The sequence below is a fragment of the Nocardioides panacisoli genome (genome assembly GCF_039537325.1).
In the GTDB taxonomy this organism is placed as follows: Bacteria; Actinomycetota; Actinomycetes; order Propionibacteriales; family Nocardioidaceae; genus Nocardioides; species Nocardioides panacisoli.
The window spans coordinates 342,576-357,302 of the sequence record NZ_BAABAH010000003.1 but is presented as its reverse complement, the minus strand read 5'-3'; the positions used below and the strand labels follow the sequence as shown (position 1 = coordinate 357,302).

Below are 14,727 nucleotides of genomic sequence, written 5' to 3'. Positions count from 1 at the left end.
GCATGCGCCCACGTGCCGCGGGTACCGGACGCTTCGCCATGACAGACACCCAGCAGGGACTCCGCGAGGCGCTCAAGGTGGTCGCCGTCGCCCTCAAGTCCGGAGAGGCGCCGTTCGCGCTCGCGGGCAGCTACGGCCTGTGGGCGCGCGGCGGACCCGAGCCCGAGCACGACGTCGACTTCATGGTCGCCGAGGAGGACGCGTCGCGCGCCCAGGGCCTGCTCGCCGACGCCGGGCTGCACGTCGTGCAACCGCCCGAGGACTGGCTGTTCAAGGTGTACGTCGACGACGCGATGGTCGACGTGATCTACCGCGCCCGCAGCAGGCCGATCGACCGCAGCCGGTTCGACGACGTCGACCAGATCGAGGTCGAGTCCGTGCTGATGCCCGTGCTCTCCGCCACCGAGCTGATGGCCGACCGGCTGAACGCGATGGAGGAGCACGCCTGCGACTTCGGCCGCGTGCTGCCCGTCGCGCGTGCGGTCCGGGAGCAGGTGGACTGGGCGCTCGTGGCGGAGGAGAGCAAGGAGAACCCGTTCGCCACCGCCTTCCTCTTCCTGCTGCGGCAGCTGGGCGTCGTCGCGGCTCCCTGACCTGCGACGTGTGCCAGCATGGCGTCCGTGCTGAGCGAGGCGTTCCCCTGGCGTGGCCGCACGGTGCGATGGGAGCGGATGGGCTCCGGTCCCGCTGTCGTGTTCTGCCATGGCACGCCGTGGTCGTCCGAGCTCTGGCGACCGTACGCGGAGGCCCTGGTCGGTTCCCACACCGTCTACCTGTGGGACATGCCGGGTTACGGGGAGTCGTCGAAGCACTCGGAGCACCCCGTCTCCCTCGACGTGCAGGGCGAGCTCTTCGCTGATCTTCTCGCCCACTGGGGCCTCCGCTCGCCGCACGTCGTCGCGCACGACTACGGCGGGGCAGTCGCCCTACGGGCTCACCTGCTCCAACGGGCTCGGTTCGCCTCGCTCGCACTGGTCGACGTGGTGGCGCTGGCGCCCTGGGGTTCGGACTTCTTCCGATTGGTCCGGGAGCACGCCGACGTGTTCGGCGCAGTCCCACCGCCGATCCACGAGGGCATCCTGCGTTCCTACATCGCCGGCGCCAGTCATGTCGGCCTGACCGAGGAGGCCATGGAGATGCTGGTGTCGCCGTGGCGTGGCGCTGAAGGGCAGGACGCCTTCTATCGCCAGATCGCTCAGGCGGACCAGCGCTACACCGACGAGGTCGAGCCCCGATACCCCGAGATCGACCTTCCGGTGCTGGTGGTGTGGGGACGGGAGGACACCTGGATCCCGGTCGACCGAGCTTCTCGGCTGGGCGAGCTCATCCCGGGGGCACGGACCACGGTGGTGGAGGGCGCCGGGCACCTGATCCAGCTCGACCAGCCGGCAGCACTCGCGGCCCATCTGTGCCGATGGCTCGGCGAGCAGGCGAGCCCGGACCCCTCCGCGCACTGACCGGTTCCGAGACAGGCAGGTGTCAGTCCGCGGCCGCGCGCTCCTCGCGGAGCCTCGGCTCGGTGCGGTTGGCGGGACGGATGCCCTGCTTGTCGGCGTAGAACGCGCGGACGAGGTCCATGTCGGCGACGACGTCGCCGGTCGGGTGGAACATGGGGCCCATCCCGAGGGTTCGGGTCGGGCCGTCGACGAAGCCCAGCGAGATGGGAAGCCCGGTCTGCTGGGCGATCCGGTAGAAGCCGGGCTTCCAGAACTCGCCGCTGCCGCGGGTGCCCTCGGGAGCGATGACGAGCATGAACGACTCGTGACCCTTGGCCTCGGCGAGCAGGGCCCGGATCGTCGCGCCGGGGTTCTCGCGGTCGAGCGGGATGCCGCCCGTCTTCCGTAGCGCCCAGCCGGTCGGACCCTTGAACCACGTGTGCTTGACCAGCACCTGGGGGCTCTTGCCGTTGCCCCAGGCGATGAGGAGCATCGCGACGAAGTCCCAGGCGGACGTGTGCGGTGCGCCGACCATGATGCCGGCGTCCGGCACCGTGCCGACCAGTCGCCAGCGCGCGGCCCGAACGATCCCTCGCGCCAGCGCGCGCCGGACGATCACTCGCTGACCGTGTCGGCGTGGCGGTGGACGACGCGCCACTCGCCGCCTTCGCGGCGGTAGACCTGCGTCGCGCGCAGCGTGTAGGTGCGGGGCTCGCCGTCGACGGAGGCCGAGGTGTGCTCCAGACCCGCCGTGTAGGCCATGTCGCCCACGACGCAGCAGGACTGGAGCTCCAGGGCGAAGGACGTGCAGTCGGAGAAGGTCTCGCCGAGGCCGTCGAAGAGCGCGTCGAGCTCCTGCTGACCGATGGCACTGCGCCACGCGCCCAGCACGCTGACCGGCTCGTTGCTAGACCAGAGCGCGCGCCGCGGTGCGAGGTCACCGTTGTGCATGGCACGCTCGGCCTCGCAGAGCGGTCCCTCGACCCAGGCGCGGAACTCCGTCTCGTCCGTCGAGGTCATCGGCGTCCTCCGGGTGCTCGTGTTTCGTGAACTCTACGCCCGCGACGGGTCCACGGGACGGCGCTGGCTCGGTGCGGGAGCGGCGGTCGCCGTACCCTAGGGAGGTGAGCATCCCGTCCCTCGAGCAGCTGCACGCCATCGGCGCCCGTCAGCAGCCGACCTACGACGACCCCGCGGCACTCGCCGCGGCCGTCGAGCGGCTGCGTACCCTGCCGCCGCTGGTCTTCGCGGGCGAGTGCGACGAGCTCAAGGGCAAGATCGCGGCGGTCAGCCGTGGCGAGGCGTTCCTACTCCAGGGCGGCGACTGCGCCGAGACGTTCGCCGGCGCGACGGCCGACAACACCCGCAACAAGCTGCGGGTGCTGCTGCAGATGGCGGTCGTGCTGACCTACGCCGCCTCGGTGCCGGTCGTGAAGGTCGGCCGGCTGGCCGGGCAGTACGCCAAGCCGCGCTCCAGCAACGACGAGACCCGGATCGTCGACGGCCAGGAGGTCACCCTCCCGGCCTACCGCGGCGACGCCGTCAACGGCTACGACTTCACGCCCGAGTCGCGGATCCCGGACCCGCAGCGGCTGCTCGAGGTCTACCACTCCTCGGCCTCGACGCTGAACCTCGTGCGTGCCTTCACCACCGGCGGGTACGCCGACCTGCGCCAGGTGCACGCGTGGAACTCGGAGTTCGTGCGCAACAGCCCGGCGGGCACGAAGTACGAGGCGATGGCCGCCGAGATCGACCGAGCCCTGACCTTCATGAAGGCGATCGGCGCCAACCCCGACGAGTTCCACCGGGTCGACTTCTACTCCAGCCACGAGGCGCTGCTGCTGGAGTACGAGCACGCGATGACGCGGATCGACTCCCGCACCGAGCAGCCCTACAACGTCTCGGGCCACTTCGTGTGGATCGGCGAGCGCACCCGGCAGCTCGACGGTGCGCACGTGGAGTACTTCCGCCACATCCGCAATCCCATCGGCGTGAAGCTCGGCCCGACCGCGACGGCCGACGACGCCCTCGGGCTGGCGCGGGCGCTGAACCCGGAGAACGAGCCCGGCCGGCTGACCTTCATCACCCGGTTCGGCGCCGAGAAGATCCGTGACGGCCTGCCGTCCCTGGTCGAGAAGGTCACCGCCGAGGGTGTCGACGTCGCGTGGATCTGCGACCCGATGCACGGCAACACCTTCCCGACGTCCAACGGCTACAAGACCCGCCGGTTCGAGGACGTGCTCGGTGAGGTGCAGGGCTTCTTCGACGTGCACCGCGCCCTCGGCACCGTGCCCGGCGGCATCCTCGTCGAGAACACCGGCGACGACGTCACCGAGGTGATCGGCGGTGGTGAGGAGCTCGACGAGCACGGCCTCGCGCACCGCTACGAGTCGGTGGTCGACCCTCGGCTCAACCGCGTGCAGTCGCTCGAGATGGCGTTCCTCGTCGCGGAGATGCTCCAGCGCTCCTGAGCCTTCCCAGCCACGTCCCGCGGGCCTACGCTCCGGGACATGCGACTCCTACGCGCCCTTGCGGTCCTGGTGCTCGGCCTCACCCTCCCCCTGCTCGTCGCCGGCCCGGCCAGTGCTGCCAAGGTCGTCGACGTCGATCACATGTCCTTCACGCCACAGACCGTCCGGATCACGGTCGGCCAGGCGGTCAAGTGGACCTTCAACGACTCGGTGGCGCACACCGTGACCCCCAACCACGGCTCCTGGGGCAGCGGGGTCAAGACGGCGGGCCAGACCTTCCGGCACGTGTTCCGGTCGGCGGGCACGTTCCGCTACCACTGCAGCATCCACCCGGAGATGACCGGCAAGGTGGTGGTGCGGGCCGCACGGCCGCACCCCGCCGGGATCAGGTCGGCCGGCCACATCGTCGCCGACTAGTTTGCCGCTGCTCCTACCGGGCACCGGGCAGGCATGACGAGCCCCACTGACGAGCCCATCCCGGAAGCGAACGAGGCGGACGTCGCCGAGCAGGCGCAGGACGCCGACCCGGTCGGGGACGACGAGGACTACCCGCACCTGGCCGAGGAGGACGAGGAGGACTACCTCGACGTCGAGGACGACGAGGAGGAGTAGCGTCCGGGCCATGTACCGGACGCTGGTCGCGCTGGCAGCGGCCGCCACCGTTGGGAGCCTGTCCCTCTCGGCGCCCGCCACCGCGGGCGTCAGCACCGACACCGTGTCGATCTCCAGCTTCTCCTTCGCCCCGGAGGCGCTCCGGGTCGCCCAGGGCGCGACGGTGACCTGGACCAACCTGGACCCGACGCTCCACACCGTCACCTCCGACGTCGGCCTGTTCGACACCGGGGACATCGCGGCCGGCGGCGGCACCGCCTCGCTGACCTTCGACTCCGCGGGCCGGTTCCGCTACCACTGCATGCATCACTCCTTCATGAGGGCGAGCGTCGTCGTACCGCTCGTCGTCGACGGGGGTTCTGCTGCGGACGGTTGGAAGCTCCGCTGGGCCACCGGGGCCGCTCCGGACGGCGTCGCCTACGACGTGCAGTTCAGGAAGGCGGACGCCAAGACGTGGCGCAACCTGCGGCAGGACACGACGCACGCGGGCGGCAAGCTGAACCCCTCGGCGCCTGGCGACTACGTCGTCCGCGCTCGTACGTCGAACACGGCGCTCGGCGAGGAGTCGGGATGGTCGCCGAAGGTTCCGCTGACGATCAGCTGAGGCCCGCGCGCGGGCGGCTTGCCGGGTGGGCGAGGATGCTGGGGTGATCGATCTCCGCTCCGACACCGTCACCAAGCCGACCCAGGAGATGCGGGCGGCGATGGCCGCGGCCGAGGTCGGCGACGACGTCTACGGCGAGGACCCGACGGTGACCGCGCTCGAGGAGCGTGTCGCCGCGCTGCTCGGCAAGGAGGCGGCGCTGTTCACGCCGACCGGGTCGATGGCGAACGTCCTCGCCGTCGGGCTGCTGGTCGCGCCGGGCCAGGAGGTCCTCTGCGAGGCGCGGGCGCACATCGCTCGGGCCGAGCTCGGCGCCCACGGCGCGATCACCGGACTCACCATGCGCACCTGGCGCGACCGCCGGGGGCAGATCGACCTGGCCGCGATCGACGAGATGCTCTCGCCGGACCTGGGGCCGTTCTTCGTGCGCACCGCGGCGCTCTCGGTCGAGAACACCCACAACTTCGCCGGCGGCGCCGTGCTCCCGCTCGAAGACCTGCGCGCGTTGCGGTCTTACGCCGACGAGCACGCGGTCGCCGTGCACATGGACGGGGCGCGGGTCTGGAACGCGCACGTCGCGACCGGCACGCCGCTGGAGGAGTACGGCGCGGTGGCCGACGTCGTCTCGGTCTGCCTGTCCAAGGGGCTGGGCGCGCCGGTCGGCTCGCTCCTCGCGGGCCCGGCGGACGCGATCGCCGAGGCGCGGGTGCGCCGCAAGCGGCTCGGGGGTGGGATGCGTCAGGTCGGCGTCCTCGCTGCGGCGGGGCTGCACGCGCTCGACCACCACCTCGAGCGGCTCGCCGACGACCATGCGCACGCCCGGCTCCTCGCCGAGGCGGTCGGCGTCGACCCCGCGACGGTCGACACCAACATCGTCGCGGTCGACTCCGACGACGCCCTCGGCATGGTCGCCCGGGCGAAGGAGCACGGCGTCCTGATCGGCGCCGTCGGCTCCAAGACCGTCCGGCTGGTCACCCACCTCGGAGTGAGTCGTGACGACGCCGAGACGGCTGCGAAGGTGCTCGCCTCCCTCTAGCGTCCTTCCATGTTCACGATGGCGCAGATCGATGACTTGCATGCTCGACTCGGTCGCGCCGACTCGTTGGGTGACTACCTGCGGGGCCTGGCGGCCGCCGGCGTCGTCCGGTTTGAGTCGCTCGTGAGCGATGGCCGCTCGGAGTTCTTCAGTGCCGACGGTCTGCGGGTCGTCTCGCCGGCGCACCACGAGGTGCTCCAGGTGGCCGAGGTGAGCGACAGAACCACCTTCCTGGAGCACCTCCGCCGTCACAGTGCCGGCGAGACCTCGTACCTCGAGATGTCCAAGAGCTTGGCGGACAGCGGTGTCGAGAAGTGGGTCGCGGACACAACGGCGCTCACCATGAGCTATCTCGATCGCGCAGGGGTGGTCCTCCTGGTGGAGACGATCGAGTAGTCATCGCTCTGCGGAAGTAGCGTGCGGAACCGCGCACGCCGAGCGGCATGGTCGGGCGCTTCGCCCCGACAGCGGCGTTTTGCCAGTAAAGAGCGAAGCGTTCAGCAGGCCGCCCACTCTCGGAAGGACGCTCGCTCGGCTGTGTCCCGGGTCATTGGGAGGTGCAATTTGCGGCGCTCGTCGAGGCGCTGGCTCTGCGGCGTGCCGCGCGAGCCACCTGCCACAGCACGGCACCGCCCATCAGGAACGTCCCTGCCAAGACCAGGATCAGGACGCCGGGAAGCGAGTCTCGGTCGAGGAATCCGAGCACCATGAAGACCGCGCCCAGACTCAAGTACGCCACCGCGGAGATCTGCTGCTTGCGCGGAGCCGCCAGCACACGCTTTGCAGCTTTCATTGGCACGTGCTCTAGCCGCTTCGCTCCGACGTGATCGCCTCGACGCATGTCGAGGATCTCCGCGGCTTGTGACGGCAGACCAACGGCTTGTAGGAATTCTGCAATCCCGCTGCGACCGGGCGTTTCCTGCACAATCGCGAGCGCGCTTCGCACGGTGGATGGATCCGCATAGCTCGAGAGTGCGTCGATTAGACGGTTCTCGCGTTCGCGATCCAAGCGACCCACCTCTCCGAGGGTCTGCCAGACGGGGCCAAGCACAGCGAGCGCTGCCGCTCCCTCAGCCCAGTCGACTCGCAATAGTGCGGTGTCGCCGAGTTTCCACATGGCGAACGGATGGACGGGCTGACCCTCATGACTCGAGAGAGAGCGTAGAGCGGCCAAGATCTTAGGGACGGACCACGAGGCATCGGCCGCAGGGACCATGAAGTTCCAGCCGTCACGACCAGCTACGCACAAGCACGGCCCGGCCAACCGCGCGGTGTTGTCGAATGCCAACTGCGTGCCGTCGTACCCGATCACGGGGGCTCTTCCTAGCCGCGCCGGTCGGATTGTGCGCCCTGGGAGGTCGACGATCGTTCTCAGTGCGAAATCGATGCCGTTGATGTTCGGGTCGGTTCCCAGCAGAGCGGCGGCCACCAGTTCCGGAGCTCCTCCGAACGTGGACGCGATCATTCCGGCGACGGAATCAAGCGCTGGACCTTCGCCGTCGTTCCTGCGCCACGCCAGGCGCTCACCGTCCTCGGACCGAGCGACGACCGCAAATGTCTCCGATGTGGTCAGGAACTGGATCTGCGGTCGATCTGGGAGGAGCCGGGACACGTCTCCGGCGTCGAGCGCCGCAGCAACCCATCCGGAGGGATCTGTCGGACTGACTCGCCCAGTAGCGACGTGCCCTTCCAGCGCGGAGACGGCCTCGAGCTGACTGGCGCGCACCAACCACAGACTTGCTTTCAATTTCACCCGAGACCTCCCAGCGAATCCTGACACGACCAGAAGGTCGGAGAGGGCGGAACGACGGACATCGCCGGTCGCCTCCGAGAGCCGACCCCGGACTCAGATCGGGGTATCGCGGTCCCGCGTGACGGGTTCACCGGTTCGACCAATCCCTCCTTAATGAACCGCGCGGTCTTCGGCATGAGCGAGCGCAGCGATCGTCGCGCCGCGAACTCGCGCGGAGTGGGCCCGATGTGTTGCGCCGACATTCGAACACATGTACTATTGGCGTAGGTGCCGGACACGATGCCCCGTAAAGGCTGGACGATCGGACCTAGTGCTGCATTCGGGTTTCCCGCGAGGCGTGTGACAGCTTCCCGCTCTCGGCGGCGCGACGTCATTCGACAGCGCGCGCCGGGAGGAGGCCCGCTATGGACGACCACCATGGGCCAGCCGGGCATCCGGTGCTGGCGGCACTGGGCTCGGCGCGGGCTGCATTGAAGGACGTCCGGGACGTGCAGCCGACGTTCATGACCACGACCGCGAAGCGGCAGGCGCTGCTGGAGGTGACCGCGCTGCAAGCGCAGGTCGCAGAGCTGCGGAGTCGACTGCTCGCCTCGGCCGGCGACGTGGCCGAGGACGACGGAGCCCGGGACGTCGGCGCGTGGGTCTCCCAGCACACCCGGTGCGACCTGCGCACCGGACGCGCCGACGTGGACCTGGCCACGGCGCTGGACCGCAAGTGGTCGCGGCTCGCGGCCGGTATGGCCGACGGCACCGTCTCACCGGCACAGGCAAAGGTGATCGTGGACGCCCTCGATGCGCTGCCGGCCGACCTGTCGTCGGGGATGGTCGGTCGGGCCGAGGAGATGCTGATCGGCTGATGCGCACAGTTCAAGCCCCACGAGCTGCGCATGCTGGGCAGGCGGATCCTGGCCTACCTCGATCCTGAGGCCGGAGCTGAGACCGACGCCAAGCGACTCGAGCAGGAGGAGCAGACCGCGCGGGACAAGATGCGGCTCACCTTCAAGCCCCAAGGCGACGGCACCACCCGGATCACCGGCCTGCTCCCCGACGCATCCGCCACCAGGCTCAGGACCTATCTCGAGGCCTACACCTCACCGCGCAACCCGGCGAACACCCCGGCTGGAGCGGGGGACGCCGACCGGATCCCTTACCCCCGGAAGCTCGCGCAGGCGCTCTGCTCGTTGTTGGAGCACCTGGATCCGAGGAAGCTGCCCGAGCACGGCGGGGACGCCACCACCTTGATCGTCACCATGACGCTGGACCAGCTGCGCGGCGGTCTCGCCACCGCATCGATCCTCGACGGCACCGACCCCGCCCTGGGACCCAACCTCTCGGCAACCGAGGCCCGCCGGCTGGCCTGCACGGCCCAGGTCATCCCAGCGGTCCTGGGCAACCAAGGCGAGATCCTGGACCTCGGGCGGGCCGACCGGCTGTTCCGACCACCTCAGCGAAGAGCGCTGCGACTACGGGACAGGCGATGCCGTGCCAAGGGCTGCAACCACCCCGCCATCTGGTGCGAAGCCCACCACCTCACCCGCTGGGTCGACGGTGGCAACACCAACATCGACGACGGCGTCCTCCTCTGCCCCTGGCACCACCACCGCGTGCACGATTCCCGCTACGAGTACGAGCTCCTCGGCGACGGAGACCTCGTCATCCGCCGCAAGCGCTGATCAGCCAGTCTCAGCTGGTCGAGCCGGTGAGGTCGAGCTCGCTGATGGGGGTGAAGTCCTTGCCGAGCGGCCCGGCGCCGGGCGGGGAGACCGAAACGATCTCGAGCTGCAGGTGCGAGGTCTCGCCGGCCTGCACGGGGACGGTCTGCATCCGGCGGTCGCTCGCGAGCTGCTGCTCGACCGTCGTGCCGTCGTCGAGGACCCACCGGACCGAGGTGACCCGGCGGTTGAGCCGGTAGCCGTCGTAGCCGGGATAGCTCTTCGCGTAGCCGTTGACGAGCCCGACCTCGGTCAGCGTGACCGGCTGCGCGAACGTGATCGTGATCGCGGTGCCCGATGCGTCGCCGTCGACGCGCCAGCAGGTCGTCGGGTCGCCGTCGGTGAGGTGCGCGGCCTCGAACGTCACGGGGGCGCCGGTGCGGGCGTCGGTGCTGGCGGCTGCGGTGCCCGGGACCTGGACCCGCCGGACCACCGACGCGAGGTCGCGGGCCGGGCCGGCCGCCACCGTCGCGGTGCTCGCCGGAGCGCTGCTGGTGGGCGCCGGCGACGACGTGGTCGGGCCACTGTTGCTCGGCACCCGCTGCGGCTGGGACCGGTGGCCGGGGTCCTTGGCGGTGCTGTCGTCGTCGCCACCACCGAGCACCACCACGAGGGCGATGCCGACGACCAGCACCGCGGCGAGGCCGAGCACCGCCCACAGGAGCCACGGCGCAGCCCCGCGGCCGGACGGTCGCTGCGGCGGCGCCGGCGGCGGCACCGGCGGGCCGACCGGTACGACGGCCGTCGGGGGCGCGGTCGGCCGCGGCCCGGGCGGGCTGTCGACGTACAACGGGTAGCGGGTGGGCGGCGGCGTCACCGGAGGACCGGCCGGTGCTGGCGGAGCGGGCGGCGGGGGAGGCGCCGCGGGCACGCCCTCGTGGCGCCCGGGGATCGGCTGCCCGCAGTTGGTGCAGAACCGCCCGACGCCGAGCGCAGCGCCGCAGTGCAGGCAGTGCATGGGGCCCCCGGGGAACAGGCGAGAGTCGGTCAGGGGGTCACGGTAGTCGGTTCCGCGGGCTTGCGACCCATCATCGGCGGCAGCTGCCGCACGGCCTGGGCGAGCGCTCGCAGCTCGGGGCCGTGCAGCGACTGCGGTCCGTCGCAGAGCGCGACCTCGGGGTCGGGATGCACGTCGACCATGAGGCCGTCCGCGCCCGCGGCGATCGCGGCCCGCGACAGCGGCACGACCAGGTCCCGCCGGCCCGAGGCGTGCGAGGGGTCGACCACGACCGGCAGGTGGCTCTCGATCTGCGCGATCGGCACTGCCGAGACGTCGAGGGTGTTGCGCGTGGTCGGCTCGAAGGTACGGATGCCGCGCTCGCAGAGCACGATCTCGAGGTTGCCGCGCTGGGCGACGTACTCCGCCGCCATCAGCCACTCCTCGATGGTCGCGGTCATTCCGCGCTTGAGCAGCACCGGCTTCCCGGCCTCGCCGACCGCCTCGAGCAGCCCGGAGTTCCCCATGCTCGCCGACCCGACCTGGAGCATGTCGGCGTGCTCGCACACGACCTCGACGTCACGCGGGTCGACCACCTCGGTGACGACGGGCAGGCCGAGGCTCTGGCCGACCGCGGCGAGGATCTCGAGGCCGCGGACGCCCAGCCCCTGGAAGGCGTACGGCGAGGTGCGCGGCTTGAACGCGCCGCCACGCAGCACGGTGGCGCCGGCTGCTCGCGCCATGGTCGCGGCCTCGAGCGTCTGGTCGGGGCTCTCGACGGCGCACGGGCCGGCGATGAAGGTGAACGTGGCGGGGCCGATCGGGACCTGGCGCCCGGGGCGGCCCACCCAGACCGTCGACCGGTCGGGGTGGTGCTGGCGGCTGACCAGCTTGTAGGGCACCGAGATCCGGTACACCGCGGCGACGCCGCGCATCGCGCGCAGGTTGAGGTGGTGGAAGCTGTCGATGTCGCCGACCAGACCGATGATCGTGCGGTCCACGCCGACCGACACGAACGCCTCGCCGCCGACGGCCTCGACGCGCTCGACGACGTGGGACACGTCCTCAGGCGTGGCGCCCGGCAGCATCACCACCACCATGTCCGGAGCCTAGGGGAGCGGGTCTCCCGGGGCCTTCGAGATTCGCGATCCGGACGGCGCTCTCTCGGCGCTCAGACGGCGATGTGCGGCACCTCGGCCTCCACCCGCCGCCGCGGCACCAGCTCGACGACGAGCATCGCGGTGAGCACCAGCAGCCCGCCGACCAGCATCCGCGCGCTGAGGCCCTCGCCGCCGAGGAGGACCGCGAAGAACGCGGCGAAGACCGGCTCCATGCTCATGATGATCGCGCTCCGCGTCGCCGGCAGGTGCGCCTGCGCCCAGGTCTGCGCGAGCATCGCGGCCGCGCCCGCGACCAGGGCCATGTAGACCAGCGACAGCCAGTCCGTCCCGCGGTCGGGCAGCACCACGCCCGGCGACCCGGTCACCAGAGCGGCGACGAGGCAGATGCCGGCGATGACGAGCACCTGGAGCACCGACATCCCGAGCGCGTCGGCGGGCCGCGACCAGGCACCGAGGCCGACGATGTGCACGGCGTACAGGATCGCGGCGACGAACGTGATGGCCTGGCCGTAGCCGACCGAGAAGCCCTCGAGGGTCAGCACCCCCAGCCCTCCGGTCGCCAGCGCGACGGCAGCCCAGGTGAGCGCGGTGATCCTGGTCTTCAGCACGACGGCTGCGATGACCGGGGTGGCGACGACGTACAGGCCGGTGATGAATCCGGAGACGCTGGCCGGCGTGTGGGCGAGTCCCGCGGTCTGCAGGATCTGCGCGACGCCGTACACCCCGCCGAGGAGCAGCGCCCGCCGCCGCGTCTCCGGCGCCAGCCGCGGAATCGCGCGCGGCGCGACGGCGAGCATCGCGAGGCCGGCGATCGCGAACCGGACGGCCAGGAAGTCGACGGTCGGCACCCGGTCGAGCAGGTCCTTGATGAGGAAGAACGTGCTGCCCCAGCTCGCCGTCATGGTGAGCAGGGCGACCGCCGCGAGCAGCGACGTACGCCGACCGGGCCGGTCAGACGACATAGAGGGTGATGGTCGTCCCCTTGGGCACCATCTCGCCGGCGGGCGGGTTGGTGCTGTAGGCCCGGTCGCCGGTGAAGTAGATCTGCGCGTGCTCGACGTTCACGTCGAACCCGAGGCCCTCGAGCTCGGCGACCGCGTCGTCGGTGGACTCGTAGAACACCGACGGGACCTTGACCAGCTCCGGGCCCTGGGAGACGACGAGGTGCACCTCGTCACCCTTGAACAGGGTGCCGTCGGCCGGGTCCTGGCTGATCACGTCGCCCTCGTCGACGGTGTCGCTGTACCGCCGGTCGGTGACCGTGACGTCGAGGCCGCGACCCTCCAGCACGCTGGTCGCGTGGTCGGCGCTCTTGCCCGTGAAGTCGGTGACCTTGATCGGCTTGCGGCCCCTGCTCACGACCACGTCGACGCCGGTGCCGGGCGGGAGCCGCCTGGCCTCCTTGGAGCCGAAGGCGGGGTCGGTGCTGATGATCCGGCCCTCGGGCATCGACTCCGACCACGCCTCGGTGGTGCGGCCGATCACCATCTTCACGTCGTCGAGCTTCGCCTCGGCCTCGTCGACGGTCAGGCCCGCGAGCTTCGGGACGTTGTAGCGCTCGGGTCCGAGCGACAGGGTCAGCGTCACGGTGTCGTCCGGCAGGATCCGCGCACCCGCGCCCGGGTCGCTGCTGATGACGTCGCCCTTCTTGACGCTCTCGGAGTAGGCCGCGTCGCCGTAGTCCACCTCGAGACCCGCGTCGTCGAGCTTCTTCTCGGCCGCGGCCTTGGTCAGGCCGACGACGCTCGGGGTGGTCGTGTAGCGGGCCCAGCCGAACCAGTAGGCACCGCCGCCGACGAGGGCGGCCACCAGGACGGCGACGACCACCAGCAGCAGCGGCCGCCGGCTGCGGCGCGGCGGGGTGCCCGACGGGCCGGGGTACGGCGGGGCGGGCGGCCCGGCGACCGGGTCCGCGCGGTCGATCGCGGTCGTGTGGTCGCGCACCGGCACCGGCGGGACCGCGGGGCGCCGAAGCTGCTCGATCGGCTCGGGTGTCGTGTCGCTCGACGTCTCGGCGAACCGCGCGCCGACCGGCATCAGGTCCTCGACCAGCTCGGGGTCGTCCTGGACACCGGAGTGCAGGGCCTGCGCCACCCGCCGGACGTGGTGCAGCAGCACGCCGGCGTCGGCCGGCCGGAGGGTGCGGTCGCGGGCCGTCGCCCGCGCGACCAGCGCGTCGACGTACGCCGGGATGCCGGGATGGCTCACCGAGGGCGCGGGCACGTCGTTGTGGACGTGGCGGTAGGCGACCTGGATCGGTGTCTCACCAGTGTGCGGCTTCCGCCCGGTCAGCAGCTCGTAGAGGATCACGCCCGCCGCGTAGACGTCGGCGCGCGCGTCCGCGATGCCGTCGGTGACCAGCTCGGGCGCGAGGTAGGAGACCGTGCCGATGAGCACGCCCTGCGTCGCGGTGTGCTGGGTGTCGGCGCTGACCGCCTTCGCGAGACCGAAGTCGGCGACCTTGATCCGGCCGTCGTCGGCGATGAGCACGTTCTCGGGCTTCACGTCGCGGTGCACGAGACCGGCGCGGTGGGCCGAGGCCAGCGCGGACAGCACCGGCTCGAGCAGCGCGAGCGCGCGCTCGGGGGACATCGGGGCTTCCTTGGCGATCGTGTCGCGCAGCGTGTGGCCGGGCACGAGCTCCATGGCGAGAAAGACGACAGCCCCGTGGGCTGTGTCATCGGTGCCCTGGTCGTAGACCGAGACCACGTTGGGGTGCGAGAGCCGCGCCGCGGCGCGCGCCTCGCGCACGAACCGGGCCGCGAAGGCCTCGTCGCCCGAGGTGGCGTCGCCGAGCCCCGCGTGCATGATCTTCACGGCGACCGTCCGGTCGAGGCGCAGGTCGTGGGCCTCGTAGACCGAGGCCATGCCGCCGCGGGCGATGCGGGAGTCGATGCGGTAGCGGCGGTCCAGCACCCGCCCGATGTGCGGGTCCTGCTCCGCCGCTGGCTGCGGGACGCGGCCGGGGGCGCGCGTGTCGTCGTGCACAGCCACCCTCCTGCGCATCTCGTCGGTCTCCGGTCGGGGAAGTGTCCGGAGGGCCCC

The 14,727-nt window shown here is 71.2% G+C and carries 15 protein-coding genes and 1 pseudogene; 9 read left to right on the top strand and 7 right to left on the bottom strand.

The features are described from left to right. The first annotated feature begins 38 nt into the window (after positions 1 to 38). Positions 39 to 593 carry a hypothetical protein gene (locus ABD709_RS07055; RefSeq protein ID WP_344773712.1) on the top strand — a complete coding sequence of 185 codons (555 nt, stop codon included), beginning with the start codon at positions 39 to 41 and terminating at the stop codon, positions 591 to 593. An 18-nt stretch (positions 594 to 611) separates the two neighbouring features. Next, positions 612 to 1,457, top strand: coding sequence for an alpha/beta fold hydrolase (locus tag ABD709_RS07050; RefSeq protein ID WP_344773710.1), 846 nt, complete (start codon positions 612 to 614; stop codon positions 1,455 to 1,457). A 22-nt stretch (positions 1,458 to 1,479) separates the two neighbouring features. Here the strand turns inward: ABD709_RS07050 and ABD709_RS07045 are convergent, their stop codons facing one another. Together ABD709_RS07045 and ABD709_RS07040 are read right to left on the bottom strand one after the other, a co-directional pair. Next, positions 1,480 to 2,055, bottom strand: coding sequence for a 1-acyl-sn-glycerol-3-phosphate acyltransferase (locus ABD709_RS07045; protein ID WP_344773708.1), 576 nt, complete (start codon positions 2,053 to 2,055; stop codon positions 1,480 to 1,482). Beyond that, on the bottom strand, positions 2,052 to 2,456 hold the full coding sequence (locus tag ABD709_RS07040; RefSeq protein WP_344773706.1) for a YybH family protein: 405 nt from the start codon (positions 2,454 to 2,456) through the stop codon (positions 2,052 to 2,054). Before ABD709_RS07040 ends, ABD709_RS07045 begins: the two co-directional genes overlap by 4 nt. A gap of 104 nt (positions 2,457 to 2,560) precedes the next feature. Here ABD709_RS07040 and ABD709_RS07035 point away from each other — a divergent pair, with 104 nt between their 5' ends. From ABD709_RS07035 to ABD709_RS07010, 6 genes are read left to right on the top strand one after another with little or no spacing between them, the layout of a single operon-like run. Then, positions 2,561 to 3,907, top strand: a complete 1,347-nt coding sequence (locus ABD709_RS07035; RefSeq protein ID WP_344773704.1) for a class II 3-deoxy-7-phosphoheptulonate synthase — start codon at positions 2,561 to 2,563, stop codon at positions 3,905 to 3,907. 39 nt (positions 3,908 to 3,946) lie between these two features. Next, positions 3,947 to 4,324 carry a plastocyanin/azurin family copper-binding protein gene (locus ABD709_RS07030; protein WP_344773702.1) on the top strand — a complete coding sequence of 126 codons (378 nt, stop codon included), beginning with the start codon at positions 3,947 to 3,949 and terminating at the stop codon, positions 4,322 to 4,324. 33 nt (positions 4,325 to 4,357) lie between these two features. Then, positions 4,358 to 4,519, top strand: a complete 162-nt coding sequence (locus ABD709_RS07025) for a hypothetical protein (protein ID WP_344773700.1) — start codon at positions 4,358 to 4,360, stop codon at positions 4,517 to 4,519. A gap of 10 nt (positions 4,520 to 4,529) precedes the next feature. Further along, positions 4,530 to 5,123, top strand: coding sequence for a plastocyanin/azurin family copper-binding protein (locus ABD709_RS07020; protein ID WP_344773698.1), 594 nt, complete (start codon positions 4,530 to 4,532; stop codon positions 5,121 to 5,123). A gap of 43 nt (positions 5,124 to 5,166) precedes the next feature. Next, the gene (locus tag ABD709_RS07015; protein WP_344773696.1) at positions 5,167 to 6,159 is read left to right on the top strand and encodes a threonine aldolase family protein; all 993 of its coding nucleotides are present in this window, start codon (positions 5,167 to 5,169) and stop codon (positions 6,157 to 6,159) included. Between the two features lie 9 nt (positions 6,160 to 6,168). Then, positions 6,169 to 6,555: a DUF1398 family protein gene (locus ABD709_RS07010; RefSeq protein ID WP_344773694.1), complete on the top strand. Its 387-nt coding sequence runs from the start codon at positions 6,169 to 6,171 to the stop codon at positions 6,553 to 6,555. Positions 6,556 to 6,706: 151 nt separating this feature from the next. On the opposite strand, the gene ABD709_RS07005 is transcribed toward ABD709_RS07010, so the two are convergent. After that, a complete protein-coding gene (locus tag ABD709_RS07005; RefSeq protein ID WP_344773693.1) occupies positions 6,707 to 7,885 on the bottom strand; it encodes a hypothetical protein in 1,179 nt (392 codons plus the stop codon). Positions 7,886 to 8,316: 431 nt separating this feature from the next. On the opposite strand from ABD709_RS07005, the pseudogene ABD709_RS07000 reads away from it, so the two are divergent. After that, positions 8,317 to 9,585, top strand: a pseudogene (locus tag ABD709_RS07000) (HNH endonuclease signature motif containing protein). Between the two features lie 10 nt (positions 9,586 to 9,595). On the opposite strand, the gene ABD709_RS06995 reads toward ABD709_RS07000, so the two are convergent. The 4 genes from ABD709_RS06995 to pknB all read right to left on the bottom strand — a co-directional run bounded on the left by ABD709_RS06995 (position 9,596) and on the right by pknB (position 14,670). Continuing rightward, positions 9,596 to 10,582 carry a discoidin domain-containing protein gene (locus ABD709_RS06995; RefSeq protein WP_344773691.1) on the bottom strand — a complete coding sequence of 329 codons (987 nt, stop codon included), beginning with the start codon at positions 10,580 to 10,582 and terminating at the stop codon, positions 9,596 to 9,598. 29 nt (positions 10,583 to 10,611) lie between these two features. Further along, positions 10,612 to 11,661, bottom strand: a complete 1,050-nt coding sequence (aroF, locus tag ABD709_RS06990; RefSeq protein ID WP_344773689.1) for a 3-deoxy-7-phosphoheptulonate synthase — start codon at positions 11,659 to 11,661, stop codon at positions 10,612 to 10,614. Between the two features lie 71 nt (positions 11,662 to 11,732). Beyond that, a complete protein-coding gene (locus tag ABD709_RS06985) occupies positions 11,733 to 12,644 on the bottom strand; it encodes a DMT family transporter (protein WP_344773687.1) in 912 nt (303 codons plus the stop codon). Continuing rightward, complete coding sequence (gene pknB, locus ABD709_RS06980; protein ID WP_344773685.1) at positions 12,634 to 14,670, bottom strand: Stk1 family PASTA domain-containing Ser/Thr kinase; 2,037 nt, start codon at positions 14,668 to 14,670, stop codon at positions 12,634 to 12,636. Before pknB ends, ABD709_RS06985 begins: the two co-directional genes overlap by 11 nt. Positions 14,671 to 14,727: the final 57 nt, after the last annotated feature.